Below are 18,581 nucleotides of genomic sequence, written 5' to 3' on the forward strand. Positions count from 1 at the left end.
ACATCCGCCTCCGAACTTCCTGAGATGACACCAAAAGCCGGATCGGTCGCGAACCAGGCTCCGGAGGGTTGGCGTCTGATTTCGATCACCGCTTGGCCTCCTTGTGTTCCGAGATCACCTGGCGCGGGCTACTCAGCGCTTCCGCATGCAGCATGAAGGAGCCATTAGGCTGCGGGTCCTCCCACCCATCGCGACCATCCACGTATTCGAGGCCGTTCTCGATGGTGATCCGAGACCACTCGCCTCGGACTAGGCGCTCGCGAAGGGCACCTAATAGTTGATCCACCTCGCGCTCGCGCGCCTCCGTTCCTGGATTGCTGAGCATGTGTCCTCCTTTCTGAACTATTCGATGGTGATGTTGCCGCCGCGGATTACCCCGGCAAGCCCAAGAACCAACAACGCAATCATCTTGACGACCAGCGACAGGCCGATTGTCAGCCCCAACCAAACCCAGAAGCCAGACACATAGAACTGCAGGATATCAAGCATCTATTCGCCCCTCATCTGGATTCGAAATATTGTAGAGTCGCGACCTTACCGCACCTGATGCAGCACCACTTTCTGTCCGGACGTGCCTGAATAGCATAGTGCTCGCATTTCATGCCTTACCCGCCTTTCCTGCCGCCTCACTGGCGCCCTTCTGCCAATCTGGATGGTGGTGGCCATATACCTCTTCCAGGGTCTCCATCGAGGTCGAGAAGTACCCGGCGGCGGACCACATGTCCGCGCCGCTCTGCAGGGCCCACGTGATCGCGGTGTGCTTGAGCGTGTGCGGGGTCACGTCCGTGAGGTCGAGCTTGATATCCTTCTTCGCCGCCATATCCTCGGCGAGCTCGATGGCGCGCGCCCAGCCCTTGCGGATGTCGCCGACCATGGCGCGTGTCTCCTTACCCTTGCGCGTGATGGTGCGCTCGACCACGTAGTGCCGCCCGTTCTTCGCCTGCCGTCGGACCTTGGACAGGTACTTGCCGGAGAGCCGGGCCACGCCTTGCTTCTTCTTGGTCTCGATCTTCCCCTGCGGCTTCCGGTAGAGCAGCCCGTTCACGGTGTCGATGTGCCCGCCGCTGATCGACGGTGTGTCGATGTGCAGGGCGAGGATCGTCGCCTTCCTGCTGCCGGTGTAGAGGCCGCAGAGGATGAAGTCCTGCAGGTGCCGACCGTCGCTGTTGAGCTTGCGGGCCGCGCGCAGCAGCCATGCCGCCTCCTGGCGGGTCAGCCAGCGCTCTTTCGCGTCCGGCTTCGCGGGCAGCTTCACGATTGGAGCGGTGCCGATCAGGTGCCCCTCGGCGGCGGCGTGCCTGAGCGCGGCCTGCAGCGTGCCCAGCTCGCGCCGCACAGTGCCAGCCGCAATGGGCTTGCCGGTTTTCTTGTGGACCCGCTGCGAGGCGTACCGGCGGCAGAGCGCGCCCTTCACCTCGCTCACGAAGATGCTGCCCCAGAACGGGGCGAGCGCTTCGATGGCGTAGGCGATCCGGGCCGGGTCGGCGGTCTGAGGCGCGTGCTCCTCGGCGTAGTATTCGAGCACTTGGCCGACCGTCAGTTCCTGCGGCCGAGCGGGACCACTTGGGCGGAGCTTACGGTCGAGGTAGTCTTGGAGAGCTTCTTCAGCTTTTGCGCGGCTGTCAGTGCTCGTCGAGATCCGGACATCTCCGGTGTCCCGGATTTCCCAGTATGAGGCTCGGCCTGATCTTTCTCGCCAGTGAAGGCGGGGGCCTTGGGATCGTCTCGGCATAGCTTGCACAGCTCCTCTAGGTCGTCGGGGTGCAGCCGCACGGCGCGTCCCATTCTGATCGTTTTCCCGTGTTTGTCAGCCGCGGTCCTCAGTGAGCCGGGCGGAACGCCGAGCATGTCTGCGGCTTCGGGGATAGGTAAAAGCCTGGTCACCGCCATGGTTACAATTTCCCTCCGAAAAGCGGCATGGCCGCGGCTTCCTTCTTGCCCTGAGCCTTGAGCGCTACGACGTGCGCCTCGGTCATGTACATGCGTTTCCCGATCTGCACGGCATTGGTCTCGGTCACGGTGAGCTTCTTGCCCTCGTGCTCGATCTCCGTGCCGGGCTCTACAGCGATGATCTCTATACCGCCGAACATGGTGCATCTCCCTCCCAGCCCTGCGCCGCTTTGAAGCCTGCCGCGTTCCTGTGGCCGCCCCCGCCGTATTGTGCAGCGATCTCGGCCACGTCGAGGCCCCCGCCGCGAGACCGCAGCGAGAAGGTCCGCCCCTTCGGGCCGTCGAAGTAGGTGGCGGCGAACAGGTTCCCCTCGGCGAGCTTTCCTGCCGCGTCTGATGCCAGCGCATAGGGCGCATTCGCGACCGGCACGCGGTGCCCGCCGATGACCATGTGGCGATGCGCGTCGGTTACCTGGTCGACCATCTTATCGTGCGCACGCAAGATCGCGGCGCCCTCGTCGATAAGCCGGATCATCGCTTGGTGGTCCTCGAGGCGAGCAGCGAGGGCATCCCAGCCCTGAAAGCTGTGCTCGAGGGACCCGATGACTGCGGATACTTCGCGCGAGGCCGCCAGTTCCCATCTCCACAAGTCGCGGTCCGCGACGTAGTTGACCAGTGTGGGGCGGTCGCCCTGGCAAAAATAGTCCCATGCCATCTGGGCGCCGGAACGCTGCATGTCGAACTGAGTCGCGAGCCGAACGCCGCAGCGAAGGTGCTGGCGCCACGTGTCCTGCGTCAGGGGCAGCGCCACCAAGTCGGCCTCGGCGGTCTTGTGGTGATCCAGAACGAGGACAGACTTCGCGGATGCTGCCAGCTCCTCCATGGCGGGCCGCTTGTAGCTGAAGTCCACGATGATCACGTCCGCGCCGCCGACCTCCGGCGGGTCTTCGCCATAGCTGGCTGGGATGAACTCGACAGTCTCACCAAGCGCCCAGCGGACGCACCATGCCGCGGTAAAGCCGTCGGCGCAGTTCGCGTGGTAGATGCAGATTATGCGGCTCATGGTGTCTCCTGACGGTCTCAGACTTTGATGTCGACCAGCGCCTGATGGGCGCGGGCCATTCGCACGACGTCGCCGGACGCAAGCGCGTCCACGGCTTCTAGAAGCGCGGGATTGATCACCAGCTGGATGGCCGGTTGCCCTGCGGGCCAGATGCTCTGGCTAGCGGGCAGGACCTCTTCGCGAATGCGGTGGATAGCGGCGGGCAAAGCATCGCCTAGGGTTCTAGTCATGCGTGCCTCGCCGGTTCGCCGTGCCACAGCCAGCGCGGTTGATTTGTCGGCGTGCCTGGTTGAGTGCCCACCATTCTGTCGAGGCGCTCGGTCCGCGCTTCCTGCAAGCACTCCTCGCAAAGCGCTTGGCCTTGGAACATCCGGCATTCTGTCGGCTCGCCGTAGTCGCAGGCCTCGCAGGGCACGTTGCATCCGGCCTTGATCCATTCCGCCAGAGAGGGCTCGCGATCCACTGGGAGTCTGCTGTCGAAGGCGAAGCTGTAATCCTCAAGCCAAGGAAGCGGAGCGCTAAGATCGGCGTTGTGATCGGTGCAGCTCATCTCGCCGCAGTCCGGGCACTCGTCTCCGACCGTATATCCGTTCTCCTCGGCGTGCTGCCGGATGGCGCCCTCCATTGAGGTGCTGAGATACGGCCAGAGAAATTCGTCGTCCCCCACCGCGAACCAGCGCAGAGCAGGGGTATCCTGAGCGACGAGAGCCATCGCCTTGGGTATCGGCATCATGGCGGAGACGGCTAGGGCCGTCGATCTGCCAAGGAATCCTCTGCGGCTCATCTGTCCCATGAAGCGTCTCCGGGGTTAGGTGTGGTGTCCGGGAGTGCTCTGCGCAGCATCGCCGCGCGCTCCCTAGCTGCGAGGATGAAGTCCATGCGCTCGTTTTCGCCGTAGACCTCGACAAGCCTCGCGGCGAGGAACTCGATTAGGTAGGCGACATGGTTACCTGGGCTTCCGCCTCGGATCGCGCGGGCCATTTCGTTGCCTCGCATCATCTCCGGCGTCGGGTGCCAACGGCGCAGGGTGCCCTCTGCATCTTGCGCAAAGAATACTTGCTCGCTCACTGTGCTCTCCTTGGTTGGGCGGGCTGGTCTTCGAGCCGATCGAACATGTCCAGCGTCTCGCGGCACCTTGGCTCGGATTCTGCTTCTGTTCTGAAGGCGGTGCATTGCGGCTCGCCGCCGTTGGTGTGGTTCCAATCCGCCGGGTATTCAGGCTCGTCGATGCTGTGGGCCAAGGCGCGAAGCTGGATCGTGCATCCGTCGCCTTCGTAGTCGGCGAGAGCGCAGTTTGCGCACCATCCCGCCATGAAGGTGTCGCCCTCTGTCCCATTGCTGGGCCGGTAGGGGCGGTGAGTTCCGCTGTGCGTCATTCCGATCTCCGGGGGTGGATGGATTCAGTTGTCGAACCAGAAGACTACGCGGTATTCGCAGTCCTCTTCGCTATCGACGCCAAGCAGATCGAAGGCGACGTGCTCCGCGCGGATTTGCGGGTCATTCGGGTTCTCGGCCAAGTATGCCTCGCAGAAATCAGGCACGCTGAGATGCGACGGGGTGTGGTAGTCGGTAGGGCAGCGCATGTATTGGTCCCAGGCCAGATCACTCACGTCGCGCGGCAGGTTTTGCGGGTAGTGGTGAGGGCCCTCTTCAGGGTGATGCCTTACGTGCGCGAGTCGCCCGAAGAAGCCATAATCGCGCTGTCGTGCTCTGAGGTTGCGCCCGACGACGGGGTGGTTGTCGGAGCAGTATTCTCCGATCCATTTGGGCTGTCCGTTGCGGCGCCGCTCAAGGACGATGTGGATGTCGCATCCCATGAGGGTTCCTCCGTATTGTGGGGTTAGCTGGAAGGTTTCGGTGGTGGCGGTGTCATCGGCCAGTCTCCGGCGATAAGGCTCCAGCCTCTGGCGGCGACGTTCCATGGCGCGTTGCTGGTCTCATCCCGCTGCCAAGCACCGGCAATGCCGCAAGCGCATTCGAGCCTGACCCAGAACCCGGTTCGCCAGCGGAACCGATGGCGGAGCTTCGGGCCGCCGCAGATGCTGTGACACGCTGGGCAGGGGGCGACGCCTATTCTCGGGATGTATCCCATGGTGCCTCCGGGGCTAGCTGGACAGGCCGTTCACAACGCTGACGACGCTTGCCATGTCGAGGTCTTCGACGGTCTGCTCGTAGATCGTGCGGCTGTACTGGCGGGTAGCTTGGGTCTCGGGGGTGTAGCCGAACTCCTCGGGGCTTCCGCCTGCGCCTCGCTCCCAATTCTTTCCGATAGTGCGGACCTCTTCGCCGATCTCTTCGATTGTGATTTTGTAGCGCTTCATGGCTTCCTCCGCGGTTCGTTGGCGGGCCTTCGGTGTCGGTGGGCGCAGTCCACAGTCTGGGTGCGCGCATGGGCTGGAGGTGATCATCCCGCAATCACCGCATTGGACCTGCCTTGGCATCACTGGGCTCCTTAGTGGGTTGGGCGCGACGGCTCAGCCGTCGGAGTTCTTGTTGCTGGTGAGCTCGTCGGCGCTGCCCTGGAAATCGATGTCGGCGATCATCGCTTGCGGGCGGAACACGAGCCGGTAGTGGAACTCCGACGCGTTCACCTCCACCAGCTGCTCGGAGACGAAGAAGACGTTGTCCGATAGCCCGAGGTAGTTCTTCAGGTACTTGTTCGGGCCGGTCTTGCAGGTGACCGACATGCGGCGGTCAGTGTCTTTGTTGCCGAGCGAGCAGAAGCCCTCCGTCACCAGCACCACTTGATCGGTGATCCCGTTGTAGAAGGTGATCCGCCGCGGCACCTCGAAGTTGTCGGCCGCCGTAGAGAGGTTGCGGGAGGCGACGTCGGATGCAGGTTCGCAGGACGATGCTGCGAGAAGCATGGTCATCGCTGCGGCGGCGGATATCAGTCTGAGTTTCATAGTTGGCTCCGGTGGTTTCGGGTTTGGTAGAACTGCTGGATCAGGCGGCGGCGCGCTCTGGCGGCGGGTAGCCTCATCAGCATGTGGACCGGGCGGATCGCGGCGCAGATGATGACGAAGGCGGTGTAGAGGTCGGTCATGGTGGTGACCTCCGCGCCTGGCACTTCATCGCGAGCTCGCGCATGCTGATCTCGACCGCACCGGCGGCTACTGCCTTGGCGCGCAATCCCATGCCGATGTCGAAGTGCTCTTCAGCGGTGCCGGCCATCTGCAGCCATTTCCGATTCAGGCCGATCCGGTCAGCCATGGCGAGCAGCTCGTCGGTGCTGTCCGCGATCATGTGGCTCATCTTCATGTGCCGGAAGCGGCCCATCTCGGTGCGGTACATGTCGTCGACGTAGACGGTCATGCTGCCACTCCCACCACATCTAGAGAGCCGATTTTCCGGCGGTTGTTATCCACAGGAATCTTAGCAATCTGAGGATGAGCCTTCTCGACTGAGGCAAGAAAGTGACGCAGCGTGAACGAGGTCCGTGAGTGGGCTGATGCGCCCGACGATCCTTCGGGAACTAGCGCCGGAATTTTCCCGGTGCTGAAGGGGAGGGTAAACTTTTGAAGACAGCACTTTTGCATTACCAGTAGCCCCGGTTTGGAAAATGTCCCCCCAATCCGGGGCATTTGGTGGGCGACGCCACTCATGCGGCCACCCCGGTAACCTCTTCGAGCCCGCGCCGCGACATGCTGAGCGTATGGCCGATACGCTTCTCCAGCTCGACGTAGCGGCGGTATAGGTCCGGGTTGAGCTTTGCTGATGTGGTGAGGTCGCAGGCGGAAGCCATGATGCAGAAGCGGCAGCTCAGGCGGCTCATGCCCTTGGCGTAGGCCCAGTGCGGCTTCTGGCCGGCGTAGGCGATCCACGCGAAGACCTCTTCCTCCGTCCAGTCGTGGATCGGAAGCCAGTCATACCAGGTCCGCCCGGCCTTGCTGTTTGCCTCGGAGAAGCGAAGGGCAGGCTTCTTGGCGCGCGCCGCGCTTTCCTGCGCCCGCATCCCCATGCAGTTGACGATCCGCCCGCCGAAGCGCGGGTTCGCCTTTAGGTATCGCCGCAGCTCGCGCTGGATAGGTCCACGCTTCAAGTCGGACGTGCATTGCCTCTGACTGGGGCTCGGAAACATCCCGCGCTGCTCGACCATCTCAAGGAACGTCCGGCGCGATCTGGCAATGATTAGCTCGAGATCGCCTGCGGTGTCGCGGATGTGCTCGAGGTTCCCTGGCCACTCCACCTCGCCCAGATCGGCATGCACGATGAGGATCTGGTCATCGGGCACTCCCATATCTCGCAGGGCGATCAGCATTGCCTGGCTGTCCTTGCCCGCGCTGTGGTTCACGGCGAAGAGGGCGCCCGCGTCGAGCATGTCGCGAACCTCGTCTGGGAAGTCGAAGGTGTCTCGCATCAGAACAGCGCCTCGAGGAACGCCGCCATCGCGCGGATCATCACGCCAAGCTGCTCGACCGCGGCGCAGATCACCCACATGCCGCCGGTCACGATGATGCCGAAGATCAGGACCGCTGCCCACCAGCCCGACGGCAACGGCGCGCGTGCGGCGCGGGGCTGCCTCTGCGAGCCCTCGCCGAAGACCTGGCCCTCTTGATCTCTGAGGGGAGGAAAGGCTGCGGATTTCCGGGGCGCGCTGGCGCCAAGCCGCGCTTGTCCGGCGGCTTCCAGATGTTCGGGCGGGAGATGGTTGAATGTCTCCATCACGCCATCCCCATCGCAGCTTTGTACATCTCGAACACCGCCTCTTCCTCGGCGACGTCATCGGGGTCCCGCTTGCGCAGGGCGATGACCTTGCGCATGACCTTGGTGTCGTAGCCGCGCCCCTTGGCCTCGGCCATGACCTCCTTCTGCTGGTCTGCGACCTCTTTCTTCTCGATCTCGAGGCGCTCAAAACGTTCGATGAACTGCTTCAGCTCACCGGCGGCGACGCCGTAGGCGCCATCGGAAACCGCTTTGTCCTCGGCGGTCTCCTTCATGGGGGTGCGCTTGCGTGACGCCGCGCGAGCCATGTCGGCGCCTGCGGTGTCTATCTGGAAGTCGGCATCTTGGGGCATCAGCATGCTCAGTCCTCTTGGGATTGTTGCCCCTCGCCGCGTTCGTCTTGGGGGCAGAGACGATCCATGCTGGGTCGCGGCGAGGGGATGCGGGCCTCATGCCCTGCATTCAGTGGGGCAGGCGCCCCGGATTGGTGTCCTGCGGTGCGATCTCCTCGATCGCGACCAGGATGACGAAGGAAACGCCGAGGGCGCATGCCAGTCGGCGCGCTTCATCACGTGCAGCCTCGATGCGGGCAAATCGGCGCTTCGGCTCAGTCTTCGCTTCGGGGTGTCGAGGCTTGCGGCAGACCATCCAGAACGGGTCCTCGATCGCGCTGAGCCGCCTGATCTCCTCGGTCGCGAGCATGTAGCCCCGGCTGGTGGTGTCGATCACCCGGCTGGCGCTCTCGCAGATTGCCGCGCGATCGTGTTGGTCTTCCGTGCGCAGTTCTCTGGCGAGCTTGTCCAAAGCATCCCGCGCGATCTTCGAATTGGCGCGGAAGACATCATCGGGGTTCGGATGATCCCCCATCAGAGAAAGGGCACCACGACCGCGAGGATTCCGACGCAGGCCGCGCCGAGCGCGAAGCCGAGGCCCCAGCACATGCCTCTGCAAAAATCGTCGAGGTACCGCTCGCGATGGCGGATGGCGTTGCTGATCACGTCTGCTCTCCTTCCAGAATGCCGCGCAGCGCGCGGGCCGAATGCGCTTCATTGGGATCGTCTGTGCGATCCACGATCACCGCGCAGGCGCGGGTGATCTCGGCGATCCCATGGCAGGCGACATCCGCGACGACAGCGCGGGCCTGTGAGAGACAGAGGGCGTGGTGTCCGTGAGTGGTGGCTTCTCCTCTCACTGCCTCTCCGCGCTCAGGCGATGGGAGGGAGGATGAACGTGCCTGCATCGGGATGCCGCCTGCCATGGGGTCGCGGGGGTGACGTCGAGCGATGGACGCGGCTCACGCCGCGTCGCCGCCCGGATGGTGGGGAAGAAAGCGGGTCAGGAAGCCTGCGCGCCGCGCATCGTGCTTGGGGCGGGCCTCCTCGACTGCCTTGCTGATCGCAGGGCGCGCCCGCTCGAGGCCGGCTGCGAACTCGCCAAGCTTAGCCTCATCAGCGGGAGCCATCGGGTAATGCGACGGCATCGCTTCCAGGCGCTGCAGGCGCTCGCCGTCAATCGGCGCGCCGCGGAGTTCCTTGGCAGTCAGCCAGAGCTGGTGCGCTGCGGAAGGGAGGGATTGGGGGAGTTCTGGGTTCGTGAGGCCAGCGGCAATGGCGCTGAACTGGGATTTGGTATGGTCCGGCATAGTAGCGTCTCCATGGGTTGATGGGGATACTCTATACGCGACTGGAATATTCTGATCAAGAATAAAAAGTCCTGATGGGAATTTTTTGCTTTTCCCGGTTTGGGAGCTCGGGGCAACTGCGGCCCGCATCCAGGAAACCTGCGCCTGTTCAGTGCTTTCGATTCTACAGATTGACCCCAGCCATGGTCGGGTGGTTGTGCCGAATATGCGCTCACTCGCGAACGGTGATACGCGCTGGCGCACACCGCTTGGGGGCAAGCGGCGCGACGATGAAAAGGAAACTTTTCTTCGTGCTGAACGCTGGCGCGCTTCAGCGACACTGAACCTTGACCCGAATCGTTTCAGCCCATTACCTAGAACGGAATGAGAACATTTGAGGCCTGGAATGTACGATGATGAGTTTATTCAGTTGGTTGCGGGCTTCACTGATGCGGAACTCAATCGCTTTCTAGAACTGCTTATGGCTTCGGATCATCATCCTCAGACGCAACGGTCCGAGCCATATCAAGCCAGCCGCGACGGCGCATCTCCGGAAGACTGCGATAGGCATCAATGATTGCTCTCTCGGCGTCTGACCTATCAGCGAAGAGGTCCGAGACCGGTACTCCGAGAGCGTCTGCGACCGCCTTAATCGTTCTCAGCGTGACGCTTTGATTGCCGCGCTCAAGCTTGGAGATGGTTGGTTGCTCAACGCCGGCTAGGTCGGCGAGTTCTGCCTGCGAAAAGCCTTTGGCTTTGCGTATGGATGCGACGTTGTTCATCCGCCGGAAGTTACCAGCGTCTCTCACAGAGCCAAATTCGTGACTGGAATAAGTATGCTTGACTGGAATATTCCAGTTGGGTATGCCGGAGGTCATGAACGCGCTTTCAGCATATCTGAGTAGAAAATCGATCAAGCAAGCTGAGTTCGCTCTGAAGGTCGGGCTTTCTCAGGCGACGATCTCTCGGCTTGCCTCCGGCACGCTATCGCCGAGCCTCGCTGTGGCTGTTCGAATTGACCGGGAGACTCAAGGCGCTGTTCCGCCCTCTTCCTGGGTCGAGCAGTCCAAGATCGATCCCTCCACAACTGCCGCTTGAGGATAGTCCCCATGTCAAAACTCCATCTCGCTGTAGACAATACACGCGCTCAGCCTGCACCGCGTGCTGCGCGCCAGTCCCGCCCCAAGATTCTGGACCGGTTCGCTGTCCGGGTGATGGCTCCCGAGGTGTGGTGCCGGTTCTTGCACGCCGAATTCCGGAACCCGGAAGAGGTCGCTGCGCATTTCGAGGTGCGGTTCTCGACGGCGTGCAACTGGTGGAACGCCACAAACCGCCCGTCGGCGGACAAGGTTCTGATCGCCATGGTCGAGCATGGCCCGGCTCTGGCCGCGGCGCTCGAGGCGGAAATGGGTGAACGGAGGGCGGCATGACGCCGCCCGCCATCGCAAATGTGGGCGCGAGTCCGCACAGCAATTCAGTCGCTCGGGGGATGCCGTTCTCCGTGTGTGGCGCGAAGCGGGGCCGCGTGCGGCTGAATGCCCCGCGTTTCCCTATTGGAACTGCCGGGGCGTCGGCCCCGGCCTTCTTCTGAGGAACGCCCATGGCTTATCGCATCCCGACACGTTCCGACGATGAGGCGCTCCTCGCGCTCGTCAAAAGCCGGGCCGGCGGCACGTCCAGCGGTGAAATCGCCAAGTCCAGCGGCCTCGCGAGCCACCAGGTTCGGGTCCGCACCAATCGCGTCAAAGAGGCGGATGAAGCGGCTGAGGGGGGGGCGGACCTGTCCGCCTCCTATTGGTGACAGGGATGCGCAATGCAAAAACCACGTCGATCGACATGCGGAAGGCCCGCCAGCTGCGGCGCTCCGGACTGTCGCTCGAGCATGTCGCGGATCGGGTCGGATGCAGCCGGGCGCGTCTATCACCCGCTCTCAAGCATGACGGCGATCCTCTTCCCAACGGTGCTCGGCCCCGTCTTCGCAAGAGCGGCGATGCCCGCGCGGTGAAGATGCGGCAGGCCGGTGCGAAGCTGGATGACATCGCGACCGCTTTGGGTGTCGGGCGAACCACTGTCTGGAGAATGCTCCATCGGGCCGGAATGACCGGCGGCGCAGCGCGGAAGGCGGCGCAATGACCGGCTCCGCTCGCGCATCCTTTGTGATCGCCGCGACGGCGCTTGCCCTGCACAAGGGCGGCATGACGCTTTGCGGCGGCACCATCATGGCGCTGAGCGATGCGCTCGACGCCTTTCCGAATGTCGTGCCTGGCGATGACGTCGCTCTTGCGCACGCCCGTGCCCGCGAGGTGATCGCGGCGCGCTTGCACAGCAACGAGACCGCGTTCGGCGCGGCGAAATACGCGCTCGAGGTAGAGATGGCGGCCCTGTGGGCGCTGCGTGCCAGAGCCTACTCCAAGGGGACTTAATGATGGCGACGCAACGCGCCTTCCGACCTGTCGGAACAGATGACTTGCCCGAGTATCCGATCTCGGCAGAAGACCGCCTCGACTCCCACTTCTTTATCCAATGGAACTTGAAGCGCTGGCGGAAGAGCAACTTCAAGCGGTTGGCCGAGCCCGAGGTCGGTTGGTTCGGATTCCTTTTGATCTGCGAGGCACACGACGAGACTCCGGTGGGCACCCTGCCGACAGATGAGCGCCTCCTGGCGGATACCGTCGGCGTCACGCTCGATCGTTGGCGGCAGCTCTGCGAGCGGGAGATCAACCCGCTGCACAACTGGCACCTTGTCCGCTGCGACAACGGGGAGGTCCGATACGCGCATCCGATCGTGCAGGAAGTCGCCCTCGAGGCGCTCAAGTCCCGAAAGAAGAACCAGGTCGAGGCAGACCAGCGGCGTCTCGCAAAGCGACTCAAGGACCTCACCGAAATGATCGAGACGAGGATCAAGGCGCCGCAGCTGCTGCAAGTGCCTGGCTTCGTCGGCCGGTTCAATGAATGGCTTGAGGAAAACTATCCCGACGCGCAGCGGCGCGAGCCTCTCGTTCGAAAGGCTCTGGATGAATTTCAGGTGGAGATGAGCGGGTGAACGGAACGGTTCTGTTCCGTGATATTCTGTCACCGTCACAGAATATTCCGGAAAAATCACAGAACGGAACGGAAATAACACGGAATGTTCCGTGTTTCTCCGTGATCTGACCCGTGTTTCCCCCTTTTTTGTCTCGTTTCCGTACCCGCTGAAAGGAGAGGAAAAGAGATTGAAAAGAAAAGGAAAAGAGAAAGCGGAACCGCGACAAACCAGCGGTGACACCTGTGGATAACTCAGGATTTGCTGAGAGAAGGGGCTGGCAATGACCACCGAGCAGACCACCAGCGAGACGAAGCGGGGCAGGGTAAGGCGACTGTTGATCGACCCATTGACCGAGCATGGCTTTCGCAAGCCGGGGAACGTGAAGCTCGATGCGCACGACGCTTTCCTGGTGAAGCTGGCCGACGCGCTGACCTACATGTCGGATGAGCAGCTAGGGACGCTCCGCGACATGCTGCGGTACCGCGGCGAGGGGAAGGCGCGCGACGCGTGGCCGTCGATGGCGACGATCACGGCCTTGGCTGAGGCTGTCGCGCCGCGGCCTGTGGAGGAGCATCCGACTATCATCAGCTGGTTCGGCTCGGCGCGCGGGCCGGCGGCGTTGGCCGAGGGCGTCTTGGTCGCGGAGTTCGCCTTCCTCGAGAAGCGCAAGCGCCCGCCGCTGAACGATGGCGATCGGCGGATCATTCGCGAGCGGGCACACGAATGGGAACGGCAGCGCGAGCTTTGTCAGGATCGGGTGCGGCGGGGCATGACGCGCGACGACGATCTGAAATGGTTGCGCTGGTACGAAGGTATGGAGCGGCGCGCGATAGCCCTGCTTCCGGAGGGAGCGGCATGATGATGGGTCATCGCAGCGTGGCGCGTGAGATGGTTGGTATTGAGCGCAACCCTCAGTCTTCCGACGGCAAGTCCCTAATCTCAGTTAGGGGTCTGCTCAACTGGGCATTCGGGACCGAATTTGCGTCCATGGACTTCGATGAAGTAGGCTCTTCGGCGGTGGAGTATCACCCCGCCGTAGGCGCCGAGTATCGGATCATGCAGCAGCTCGCCCTCGGGAAGCGGTCCGGCGAGGGAGTCCGACCAGACACGTCATTCGGTCGGAGCCTTCCTCACGATGACGCCGATCTGGTCGCGTCGGTGTTGCGCAACGCCGTTCCATGGCGCATGGCGGTCAGGGTGGCTGAGTTGGCGCGTGTAGGGCGGACGCCCCAATGGGACCTCGGGCCGCAACGCTTCCAGCCGAAGGAGTGGTCGAAGCGGAACCACCTCGGTCAGTACGGGAAGGCCGAGGTTTGCCAAGAGGTGGCGTATGTCTCGCGTGGACGGCGCCGTGTCCGAAAAGAGTATTGGACACCGGTCGTGGTCGTGCCAGGCGCTCGGGAAATCGCTGCGGCTCGGCGTGAGTATCTCGACTGGTGGGGTGCTTTGCTGTCGGTGCAGGCACGTCTCCGTGGCATTGAGTTGCGCAAATTTGAGGTCACCGACCGAATGCCTCCGATGACCCCGTGGAGAAAGTGATTGACAGGAACGAGCTTCTGTTGACATCTTGCCTGCGAACCGAAGTGCGCCCGGAGCGGAGACCCCGCTGCCGGGCGCTTCTCGTTTGGGATACCTCGGCGCGCCCGCCGACTGGCGCGAGGCACACTGACCAGCTGCAGCGGCGGGGCGGCTGGTCGATCATCGGAGACAGCATGGGACGATTGAGCGGACGCGGCCTGCCGTCGCGGCTTGGCGCGCCTGCGTCTCGTCTGCGGAAGTCGGCTGCGCCGAAGGGCGACGACAAGGCGCGGCGCTCGAAGGACTGGCTGAACACGGCGCGGTGGCAGCGGCTCCGGATGAAGGTGCTTGAGCGCGATCAATTCATCTGCCGGCAGACCGGCGTCATGCTGATCGGCAAGTACCCGGCGCCGAACAGCCCGGTTGTCGACCACATCAAGCCGCATCGCGGCAACCCTGATCTGTTCTGGGATGAAGAGAACCTGCAGTCGGTCAGCAAGGAATGGCACGACGCGGAGAAGCAGAGCCTTGAGCGGCGCGGGCTGGTCTGAGGTCGAACGGCGCAAGAGCCTAATTCTCTTAGCTTAATTCTCTTATTTTCAGATCAGGTGGGGGGTACCTCGAAACTTCAGGGGGCCTTATCGGCCTAGACCCGCGTCCCCCTCATCCGGAGATTTTTTGTGTCTGACGATGAAAATTCCTACGAGGTTGACCTCTGGGGCAATCGCATCTTCAGCCGCAAAGGCAAGAGGGGCCGTCCGCCCTTCGAGCGCACTGAAGAAAATGCACGTAAAGTCAGTATGTTGCTGGCTATGGGGTGGTCAAACTCGCGGATCGCTAGATGCGTCGTGGATCCCCGGACCGGGAAACACATCTCGGAGCCGACGCTAAAGCGCTATTTTAGACCCGAGCTTCAGGAGCGGGACTTCCAGCGTGATCGGCTCGTGGCTCGGCAGTTGGAGGTCGCGGCGACGGCGGCCTTCGACGGCGGCAACGTTGGCGCGATGCGGTTCCTTCAGACGCTGGTCGAGAAGAACGACACGATGCGCGCCGAGGAGCGCATGGGTCGCCTTGATCGAGAGGAGCCGAAGAAGGAAGAGCGCCTGGGCAAAAAGCAGACCGACGCCCTTGCGGCCGAGGAGGCGGATGCCCTGCTGATGGCGGAGCTTGAGCAGGAGGCCATCAGTGGAAAACGCCATTGAGGTTTCGCCGCGGTTCGCCTGCCCGGACTGGTGGGCAAAGCTGAAGGCCGGCGAGACGCCGATGGCGGATGTTCCGCTGAACCAGGCGAAGGCGGCGAAGGCCTTGGCGTTCTTTAACCGCCTGCGCCTGCCGGACGTGCCGGGCAACCCGCCGATGCGCGAGGCCTGCGGTGATTGGTTCAAGGACATCCTCGCGGCGTTCCTGGCCAGCGAGGACCCGGAAACGCAGGAGCGCCTTGTCTGGGAATGCCTGTGCATGGTGCCGAAGAAGAACAGCAAGTCGACCTACACGGCGGCGCTGGCTCTGACGGCTCTCTACCTCTGCGAGGTGCCGAACGGGCAGATGCTGCTCATTGGGCCGTCGCAGAACATCTCGGCCCGGTGCTTCGACCAGGCGCAGGCGATGATCCGGCTCGATGAGGACCTTGCGCTGATCTTCAAGGTGCAGGACCACACGAAGACGATCACCCGGCGGAAGACGGGCGCGAAGCTTGAGGTGAAGACCTTCGACACCTCGATCGTCACCGGGGAAATCCCGGTCATGACGATCATCGACGAGTTGCACGAGCTCGGGAAGAAGTCGGCAGCGATTCAGGTGATGCAGCAAATCAGGGGCGGCGGCATCACCATGAACGGTGGCCAGCTCATGATGATCACGACCCAGTCGGACAAGCGGCCGGCGGGGATCTGGAAGTCCGAGCTGCAGAAGGCGCGGGCCATCCGGGACGGCAAGGCTGGCGCGGCCCCGATCATGCTGCCGATCCTCTACGAGTTCCCGGAGAAGCTCCAGAAATTGGAGAGCTTCTGGCGCAATCGGGAGAACTGGACGCTCCTGCTGCCGAACCTCGGGCGGTCGATCAGCCGTCAGCGCCTCGAGGACGATTACACGAACAACGGCTCGGTTTCGCCGGAGGCTGAGCAGGTCTGGGTGTCGCAGCACCTGAATATCGAGATTGGCCTTGGTCTTCACGATGACCGGTGGGTTGGCGCGGATTATTGGCCGAAGGCGGGCCGCGACGGAATGACCTTGGCCGAGATCATGTCGAGCTCCGAGGTCTGCGTCGTAGGCGTGGACGGCGGCGGCCTCGATGACCTCCTCGGCCTCTGCGTTATGGGCCGTCATGCTGAGACGAAGGCCTGGCAGGTCTGGGTGAAGGCGTGGGCGGATCGGGATGTGCTGCAGCTCCGCAAGAGCATCGCGCCCGAGCTTGAGGACCTCGCTTCCGCTGATGAGTTGGACCTGGTGGACAACATTGAGGCGGAGGCGAACCCCGAGATTGTCGAGATCTGCAGCAGGCTGAGGTCTGCAGGCTTGCTCCCGGAGGAAGACGCGATCGGGATGGACCCGGAGGGCGTTGGCAGCATCATTGATGCGCTAACCGAAGCCGGTTTCAGGATCGAAGACATTCGTCCAATCAGCCAGGGCTACAAGCTGAACGCGGCGATCAAGAGCGCGCCCGTGAAGCTCAAGAACGGGTCGATGACCCACTGCGGGCAGCGCATCATGGATTGGTGCGTGGGTAACGCAAAGGTCGAGGCGCGGGGCAATGCTGTGATCGTGACCAAGGCTCAGAGTGGCACCGCCAAAATCGATCCGCTGATGGCGATGTTCAACGCCGTGATGCTGATGAGCTGGAACCCGGTCGGGACAGGGACCGCAGGCTCCGATGACTATTTCGCTGCACTGGAGGCCTCGACTTGAAACTGACGCAATGGATCAAGTCCGCGCTCGTGCGACCGGTGTCGCTGACCGAGGCCGAGAGCTGGCGCCCATCTGCGCAGGTTGCGGACAGCGGAGAGGTGGTGAGCGACAGCACGGTGCTCGGCCTCTCGGCGGTCTGGGCTTGCACAAATCTGCTCGCCGGCACCATCGGCTCGCTGCCGCTGATGACTTATGGCGCTGGTGAAAAGGGCCGCGAGCTGATCCGCGATCACGCCCTGTTCCGCCTGCTGCACGACAGCCCGAACTATGATCAGACCGCGCTGGACTTCTGGGAATTCATCGCGGCCTCGCTCGAGCTTTGGGGCAACGCCTATGCGGCGAAGGAACTCGACGGCAAGGGCAAGCTCATGGCGCTGGTTCCGATTCGGCCCGACCTGGTCACAGTGCGACGACTGAAAGATGGCGCGCTCGAATACCGCTGGACCGAGAATGGCCTGCAGCATGTTCGCACAGATGTTGGCGTGCTCCACATCCGCGGCTTCGGGGGTAATCCCCTCGGGGGCATGTCCACGCTGCATTTCGGGCGTCAGGCCTTCGGTCTGTCCCGCGCCGTCGATCGCGCGGCGGCGGCCACTTTCAAAAACGGTCTGCGCCCCTCTGGAGCGCTGACCTTCAAGGACTGGCTCAGCCCGGAGAAGCGGGAGATCGCCGAGACAAAGCTGGTCGAGAAGTTCGTGGGTGCGCAGAACGCCGGCCGCCCGATGGTCCTCGAGGGCGACACAAAGTGGGTCCCGTTCACCATCAATCCCGAGGACGCGCAGATGCTGGAAAGCCGCCGCTTCTCGGTCGAAGAGATTTGCCGGTTCTTCGGGGTCCCGCCGCACATGATCGGTCATACCGAGAAGAGCAGCAGCTGGGGCACCGGTCTTGAGCAGCAAACGCTCGCGTTCCAGAAGTTCACCCTGCGCCGACGGCTCAAGCGGATCGAACAGGCCGTGAACAAACAGCTTCTGACCGCCGCCGAGCGTGCGCGCGGAATGTACGTCGAGTTCAACATCGAAGGGCTTTTGCGCGGCGACAGCGCCAGCCGATCGAACTTCTACCAATCCGGCCTCAGCAATGGCTGGTTGACCATCAACGAGGTTCGCCAGCGGGAGAACCTCGGCCCGGTCGAGGGCGGGGACGTGCCGCGCATGCAGATGCAGAACGTGCCGATCACCGAAGCAGGTTCGAACATGGAGATAGGCGATGGACGCGATCAATAAGGTTGCCAACCCGATCCTCGAGATCAAGGCTCTCAAGGAAACCGGCGAGTTCGAGGGCTATGGCTCGACATTCGGCGGCGAGCCCGACAGCTACGGCGATGTCATCGCAGCGGGTGCCTTTGCTGACAGTCTGGCAGATCACCGCGCCAAGGGCACGATGCCAAAGATGTTCTGGCAGCATGACGCCAGCCGACCGATCGGCAAGTGGCTCGAGGCGGAGGAGGATGGGCATGGCCTGATGATGGTGGGCAAGCTTAACATGGGCGTGCAGCAGGCCAAAGAAGCCTATGCCCTATTGAAGGAAGGCGACATCGACGGCCTTTCGATCGGATATCGAATCCGAGAGTATTCGGTCGACACCGACACGCACGTCTGGACGCTGGAAAAGCTGGACCTGCTCGAAGTGTCGGTGGTGTCGATCGGCGCCAATGCCAACGCCACCATCGCCAGCGTCAAGGCCGCTAAGGCGGTTCACGAGATCACGGAAAAGCTCAAGGCCGGGGATCGGCTCACTGAGCGGGAGTTCGAGCAGCTGCTCAAGGGGTCCTTGGGGCTCTCGAACTCGCAGGCGGAGCGTGCCGCGCGCGTCCACCTGAAGGGGCAGGGGGAACCTGCCGAAGCGGACCACGGGCTCGCATTCCTGCGCGCCATGACGGCCTAAAGGCCACC

General features: G+C 62.9%; 36 protein-coding genes. 13 read left to right on the plus strand and 23 right to left on the minus strand.

The genetic code is table 11. The features are described from left to right. Positions 1 to 85: 85 nt before the first annotated feature. From G0D83_RS30425 to G0D83_RS30525, 23 genes are all read right to left on the minus strand, one after another. Entirely contained in the window at positions 86 to 325 is a 240-nt protein-coding gene (locus G0D83_RS30425) for a hypothetical protein (RefSeq protein WP_164198418.1), read from the minus strand. A gap of 17 nt (positions 326 to 342) precedes the next feature. Beyond that, positions 343 to 489, minus strand: a complete 147-nt coding sequence (locus tag G0D83_RS30430) for a hypothetical protein (protein ID WP_164198420.1) — start codon at positions 487 to 489, stop codon at positions 343 to 345. 109 nt (positions 490 to 598) lie between these two features. After that, entirely contained in the window at positions 599 to 1,525 is a 927-nt protein-coding gene (locus G0D83_RS30435; protein ID WP_370457359.1) for a tyrosine-type recombinase/integrase, read from the minus strand. Between the two features lie 11 nt (positions 1,526 to 1,536). Further along, entirely contained in the window at positions 1,537 to 1,890 is a 354-nt protein-coding gene (locus tag G0D83_RS32430; protein ID WP_235958229.1) for a helix-turn-helix domain-containing protein, read from the minus strand. Between the two features lie 2 nt (positions 1,891 to 1,892). After that, positions 1,893 to 2,090, minus strand: a complete 198-nt coding sequence (locus tag G0D83_RS30440) for a hypothetical protein (protein ID WP_164198424.1) — start codon at positions 2,088 to 2,090, stop codon at positions 1,893 to 1,895. Continuing rightward, positions 2,075 to 2,953: a phosphohydrolase gene (locus G0D83_RS30445; protein WP_164198426.1), complete on the minus strand. Its 879-nt coding sequence runs from the start codon at positions 2,951 to 2,953 to the stop codon at positions 2,075 to 2,077. The genes G0D83_RS30440 and G0D83_RS30445 overlap by 16 nt, the downstream gene beginning before the upstream one ends. Before the next feature lie 17 nt (positions 2,954 to 2,970). After that, positions 2,971 to 3,183 (minus strand): hypothetical protein, encoded by a 213-nt coding sequence (locus G0D83_RS30450; RefSeq protein WP_164198428.1) that lies wholly within the window; start codon positions 3,181 to 3,183, stop codon positions 2,971 to 2,973. Then, on the minus strand, positions 3,180 to 3,746 hold the full coding sequence (locus G0D83_RS30455; protein WP_164198430.1) for a hypothetical protein: 567 nt from the start codon (positions 3,744 to 3,746) through the stop codon (positions 3,180 to 3,182). The genes G0D83_RS30450 and G0D83_RS30455 overlap by 4 nt, the downstream gene beginning before the upstream one ends. Beyond that, entirely contained in the window at positions 3,734 to 4,021 is a 288-nt protein-coding gene (locus G0D83_RS30460; RefSeq protein ID WP_164198432.1) for a hypothetical protein, read from the minus strand. The genes G0D83_RS30455 and G0D83_RS30460 overlap by 13 nt, the downstream gene beginning before the upstream one ends. Further along, on the minus strand, positions 4,018 to 4,329 hold the full coding sequence (locus G0D83_RS30465) for a hypothetical protein (RefSeq protein WP_164198434.1): 312 nt from the start codon (positions 4,327 to 4,329) through the stop codon (positions 4,018 to 4,020). Before G0D83_RS30465 ends, G0D83_RS30460 begins: the two co-directional genes overlap by 4 nt. A gap of 24 nt (positions 4,330 to 4,353) precedes the next feature. Continuing rightward, a complete protein-coding gene (locus G0D83_RS30470) occupies positions 4,354 to 4,875 on the minus strand; it encodes a hypothetical protein (protein WP_164198436.1) in 522 nt (173 codons plus the stop codon). A 183-nt stretch (positions 4,876 to 5,058) separates the two neighbouring features. After that, the gene (locus G0D83_RS30475; protein ID WP_164198438.1) at positions 5,059 to 5,274 is read right to left on the minus strand and encodes a hypothetical protein; all 216 of its coding nucleotides are present in this window, start codon (positions 5,272 to 5,274) and stop codon (positions 5,059 to 5,061) included. 153 nt (positions 5,275 to 5,427) lie between these two features. Further along, positions 5,428 to 5,859, minus strand: coding sequence for a hypothetical protein (locus G0D83_RS30480; protein WP_164198440.1), 432 nt, complete (start codon positions 5,857 to 5,859; stop codon positions 5,428 to 5,430). Continuing rightward, positions 5,856 to 5,999: a hypothetical protein gene (locus tag G0D83_RS30485; RefSeq protein WP_164198442.1), complete on the minus strand. Its 144-nt coding sequence runs from the start codon at positions 5,997 to 5,999 to the stop codon at positions 5,856 to 5,858. The genes G0D83_RS30480 and G0D83_RS30485 overlap by 4 nt, the downstream gene beginning before the upstream one ends. Then, positions 5,996 to 6,268 (minus strand): DUF4031 domain-containing protein, encoded by a 273-nt coding sequence (locus G0D83_RS30490; protein ID WP_164198444.1) that lies wholly within the window; start codon positions 6,266 to 6,268, stop codon positions 5,996 to 5,998. The genes G0D83_RS30485 and G0D83_RS30490 overlap by 4 nt, the downstream gene beginning before the upstream one ends. 286 nt (positions 6,269 to 6,554) lie before the next feature. Further along, on the minus strand, positions 6,555 to 7,313 hold the full coding sequence (locus G0D83_RS30495) for a phosphoadenosine phosphosulfate reductase family protein (protein WP_164198446.1): 759 nt from the start codon (positions 7,311 to 7,313) through the stop codon (positions 6,555 to 6,557). Then, on the minus strand, positions 7,313 to 7,618 hold the full coding sequence (locus G0D83_RS30500) for a hypothetical protein (protein ID WP_164198448.1): 306 nt from the start codon (positions 7,616 to 7,618) through the stop codon (positions 7,313 to 7,315). The genes G0D83_RS30495 and G0D83_RS30500 overlap by 1 nt, the downstream gene beginning before the upstream one ends. Next, positions 7,618 to 7,926, minus strand: coding sequence for a DUF2312 domain-containing protein (locus G0D83_RS30505; protein ID WP_370457366.1), 309 nt, complete (start codon positions 7,924 to 7,926; stop codon positions 7,618 to 7,620). Before G0D83_RS30505 ends, G0D83_RS30500 begins: the two co-directional genes overlap by 1 nt. Before the next feature lie 154 nt (positions 7,927 to 8,080). Next, positions 8,081 to 8,422 (minus strand): hypothetical protein, encoded by a 342-nt coding sequence (locus tag G0D83_RS30510; RefSeq protein WP_164198450.1) that lies wholly within the window; start codon positions 8,420 to 8,422, stop codon positions 8,081 to 8,083. Between the two features lie 62 nt (positions 8,423 to 8,484). Beyond that, the gene (locus G0D83_RS32630) at positions 8,485 to 8,616 is read right to left on the minus strand and encodes a hypothetical protein (protein WP_255455879.1); all 132 of its coding nucleotides are present in this window, start codon (positions 8,614 to 8,616) and stop codon (positions 8,485 to 8,487) included. Next, on the minus strand, positions 8,613 to 8,810 hold the full coding sequence (locus tag G0D83_RS30515) for a hypothetical protein (RefSeq protein WP_164198452.1): 198 nt from the start codon (positions 8,808 to 8,810) through the stop codon (positions 8,613 to 8,615). Before G0D83_RS30515 ends, G0D83_RS32630 begins: the two co-directional genes overlap by 4 nt. 102 nt (positions 8,811 to 8,912) lie before the next feature. Next, the gene (locus tag G0D83_RS30520; protein WP_164198454.1) at positions 8,913 to 9,260 is read right to left on the minus strand and encodes a hypothetical protein; all 348 of its coding nucleotides are present in this window, start codon (positions 9,258 to 9,260) and stop codon (positions 8,913 to 8,915) included. A 458-nt stretch (positions 9,261 to 9,718) separates the two neighbouring features. After that, a complete protein-coding gene (locus G0D83_RS30525; protein WP_235958222.1) occupies positions 9,719 to 10,156 on the minus strand; it encodes a helix-turn-helix domain-containing protein in 438 nt (145 codons plus the stop codon). Here G0D83_RS30525 and G0D83_RS32940 point away from each other — a divergent pair. The 13 genes from G0D83_RS32940 to G0D83_RS30590 all read left to right on the plus strand — a co-directional run bounded on the left by G0D83_RS32940 (position 10,116) and on the right by G0D83_RS30590 (position 18,573). Beyond that, complete coding sequence (locus G0D83_RS32940) at positions 10,116 to 10,337, plus strand: helix-turn-helix transcriptional regulator (RefSeq protein WP_164198456.1); 222 nt, start codon at positions 10,116 to 10,118, stop codon at positions 10,335 to 10,337. The genes G0D83_RS30525 and G0D83_RS32940 overlap by 41 nt on opposite strands. Positions 10,338 to 10,348: 11 nt before the next feature. Then, positions 10,349 to 10,669, plus strand: coding sequence for a hypothetical protein (locus G0D83_RS30535; RefSeq protein ID WP_164198458.1), 321 nt, complete (start codon positions 10,349 to 10,351; stop codon positions 10,667 to 10,669). Positions 10,670 to 10,839: 170 nt separating this feature from the next. Then, complete coding sequence (locus G0D83_RS30540; RefSeq protein ID WP_164198460.1) at positions 10,840 to 11,040, plus strand: hypothetical protein; 201 nt, start codon at positions 10,840 to 10,842, stop codon at positions 11,038 to 11,040. A 5-nt stretch (positions 11,041 to 11,045) separates the two neighbouring features. Further along, positions 11,046 to 11,372 (plus strand): helix-turn-helix domain-containing protein, encoded by a 327-nt coding sequence (locus tag G0D83_RS30545; RefSeq protein ID WP_164198462.1) that lies wholly within the window; start codon positions 11,046 to 11,048, stop codon positions 11,370 to 11,372. Next, entirely contained in the window at positions 11,369 to 11,662 is a 294-nt protein-coding gene (locus G0D83_RS30550) for a hypothetical protein (protein WP_164198464.1), read from the plus strand. Before G0D83_RS30545 ends, G0D83_RS30550 begins: the two co-directional genes overlap by 4 nt. A gap of 2 nt (positions 11,663 to 11,664) precedes the next feature. Further along, positions 11,665 to 12,282, plus strand: a complete 618-nt coding sequence (locus G0D83_RS30555) for a hypothetical protein (protein WP_235939635.1) — start codon at positions 11,665 to 11,667, stop codon at positions 12,280 to 12,282. A 262-nt stretch (positions 12,283 to 12,544) separates the two neighbouring features. Continuing rightward, a complete protein-coding gene (locus tag G0D83_RS30560; RefSeq protein WP_164198468.1) occupies positions 12,545 to 13,123 on the plus strand; it encodes a hypothetical protein in 579 nt (192 codons plus the stop codon). Further along, on the plus strand, positions 13,120 to 13,803 hold the full coding sequence (locus G0D83_RS30565) for a hypothetical protein (RefSeq protein WP_164198470.1): 684 nt from the start codon (positions 13,120 to 13,122) through the stop codon (positions 13,801 to 13,803). The genes G0D83_RS30560 and G0D83_RS30565 overlap by 4 nt, the downstream gene beginning before the upstream one ends. A gap of 182 nt (positions 13,804 to 13,985) precedes the next feature. Further along, positions 13,986 to 14,333 (plus strand): HNH endonuclease, encoded by a 348-nt coding sequence (locus tag G0D83_RS30570; RefSeq protein ID WP_370457360.1) that lies wholly within the window; start codon positions 13,986 to 13,988, stop codon positions 14,331 to 14,333. Positions 14,334 to 14,462: 129 nt separating this feature from the next. Next, positions 14,463 to 14,984, plus strand: coding sequence for a hypothetical protein (locus G0D83_RS30575; protein WP_164198474.1), 522 nt, complete (start codon positions 14,463 to 14,465; stop codon positions 14,982 to 14,984). Then, positions 14,968 to 16,686, plus strand: coding sequence for a terminase large subunit domain-containing protein (locus G0D83_RS30580; protein ID WP_370457361.1), 1,719 nt, complete (start codon positions 14,968 to 14,970; stop codon positions 16,684 to 16,686). Before G0D83_RS30575 ends, G0D83_RS30580 begins: the two co-directional genes overlap by 17 nt. Then, on the plus strand, positions 16,683 to 17,912 hold the full coding sequence (locus tag G0D83_RS30585; RefSeq protein ID WP_203595688.1) for a phage portal protein: 1,230 nt from the start codon (positions 16,683 to 16,685) through the stop codon (positions 17,910 to 17,912). Before G0D83_RS30580 ends, G0D83_RS30585 begins: the two co-directional genes overlap by 4 nt. Beyond that, a complete protein-coding gene (locus G0D83_RS30590) occupies positions 17,896 to 18,573 on the plus strand; it encodes an HK97 family phage prohead protease (protein WP_164198476.1) in 678 nt (225 codons plus the stop codon). The genes G0D83_RS30585 and G0D83_RS30590 overlap by 17 nt, the downstream gene beginning before the upstream one ends. Positions 18,574 to 18,581: the final 8 nt, after the last annotated feature.

This window comes from Salipiger sp. PrR003 (assembly GCF_010500785.1).
Taxonomy (GTDB): domain Bacteria; phylum Pseudomonadota; class Alphaproteobacteria; order Rhodobacterales; family Rhodobacteraceae; genus Salipiger; species Salipiger pacificus_A.